The organism is Streptomyces sp. MZ04 (genome assembly GCF_004684775.1).
GTDB lineage: Bacteria > Actinomycetota > Actinomycetes > Streptomycetales > Streptomycetaceae > Streptomyces.
In genome coordinates this window covers 1-1,782 of record NZ_SRIC01000542.1, presented here as the reverse complement: position 1 = coordinate 1,782, position 1,782 = coordinate 1, and the positions used below count along the sequence as shown (strand labels likewise).

Sequence of the window (1,782 nt, the reverse complement as noted above, 5' to 3'; positions counted from 1 at the left end):
ACCCCGACCAAGCCGAAGCCCAAGCCACCGCCTCCGCCGCCGCCCGCGCCGAAGGTCTACCAGTGGAGCGAGCTGCAGTACGGCGGGCTCGGCGACGGCACGAAGCCCGAGATGCGGCTCGGCGAGAGCAGCTGGGTCTGGCAGCGCTCGGGCCTGTCGATCGCGGACACGCGGTACGCCCACGGCGTGACGGTGCACGGCCAGTCCTCGGTCACCATCGACCTGAACCGGAAGTGCTCGTCCTACGACGCGCTCGTCGGCGTCGACGACATGACGATGGGCCTCGGCAAGGTGCGGTTCTCCGTCTTCGCCGACGACGTACGACTGTGGCAGTCGCCGCTGATCAAGGGCGGGGACCCGGCGGTGCCGGTCCAGGTGAACCTGACCGGGCGCAAGTCGATCCGCCTGGTCGTCGAGCCGCACTCGCCGTTCGACACCGGGGCGCTCGCGGACTGGGCGCAGTCGCGGTTCCGCTGCACGTAGGCGTCAGGCTGCACGTAGGCGTCAGGCTGTACGTAGGCGTCACGCTGTACGTAGGCGTCAGAACGCGGCGGTCAGTTCGGCGAGCACGTCGGCCGCGGTGAGCTCGCCGCCCGTGGCCCGCTCGGTCTCGTACCGCTCGGGGCCGAGCGCGGCGATCGCCTCGGCCTCGACCTGTTCGGCATAGCCGAGATCCGGCATCGGGCGCAGGTGGCCGCCCCGCAGCCGCGTGCCGAACGCGAGCAGCCGGGCAGCGCGCGGATGGTCGCCGGTGCGGCTCAACAGGGCGGCCCCACTGTCCACGAGCGCCGCGATCACCACCTCCGCGCAGTGGCTCTCCAGCGCACCGCGCAGGGCCTCGGCGTTCAGGGGCAGCGCCTGACGGGGTCCGGACTCGGCAGACACGACCTGGGCCTCGAAGCCCCGCAGCGCGGCGTCGAACTGCGGTGGCGGCGTGCCGCGGGCCGCTTCCGCGTACGCCGCGTCGCACAGGGCGCGGGCCCGGGCGATGTCGCCGTCCTCCAGGGCCATCAGCCCCTGGAGGAGCCGCATGAACGCCCTTGGGTCCGCCACCCCGTAGCGATCGGACTCGACTCCGGCCTCGTGCAGGGCCTTCGCCGCCGCGGCCGGGTCGCCCTCGCGGTAAGCGATCTCGGCGAGCCGGACGATCAGGAACGGCGTCTCGGCGTGGGCGCCCACTTCGTAGGCGAGCTGCAGCGCTTCCTCATAGGCGGCGCGCGCCTCCTCGTGCTTGCCGCGGACCATCGCGGCCTCACCCGCCGCGCTGGACACCTGGGCGCGGAGCCAGCGGTCACCGGCGCGCCTGCTCAGCGTGCGCAGCTCGGCCAGGTCCGCGTCGACGCCGGACAGATTGCCCGGCGTGTCGACGGCCATGTGCGTACGGAACATCAGGCCGATCGCGATCTCCCAGTCCCCGCCGTGCCTGCGGCAGTTGGCGATCCCCTCGTCCAGGGCGGACCGCGCGTCCGGCGCCGAACCGTCGAGGAAGAACGCGGTGAGCGGCCAGATGAGCCCCGGAAAGCGCGCGGCGGCGGGCACCGGCCGGGCGAACACGTCCCGGACCCGGGCGATGTACTCGCGGTCGCCGTCACCGGAGAGGTCGCCCCTCGCCCTGGACTCCGCCATGAGGAAGATGTGGAGGAGGCGCAGGTTCATCCGCTGCCAGAAGAGGGCGTCCTCGTCACCGTCCAGGTCGACGGGGGTGTGGTCGAAGCTCGACTTGGCGGCGTCGAGGACGGAGGACTGTGTCTTATACACATCTCCGAGCCCACGAGACGCTCA

The 1,782-nt window shown here is 72.3% G+C and carries 2 protein-coding genes; one reads left to right on the top strand and one right to left on the bottom strand.

Translation table 11 applies throughout. The features are described 5' to 3' along the window. On the top strand, positions 1 to 483 hold a 483-nt coding region (locus tag E2651_RS42970), incomplete at its 5' end, for an NPCBM/NEW2 domain-containing protein (protein ID WP_135336691.1). Positions 484 to 540: 57 nt separating this feature from the next. On the opposite strand, the gene E2651_RS42965 is transcribed toward E2651_RS42970, so the two are convergent. Next, a complete protein-coding gene (locus E2651_RS42965; RefSeq protein WP_135336690.1) occupies positions 541 to 1,758 on the bottom strand; it encodes a hypothetical protein in 1,218 nt (405 codons plus the stop codon). Positions 1,759 to 1,782: the final 24 nt, after the last annotated feature.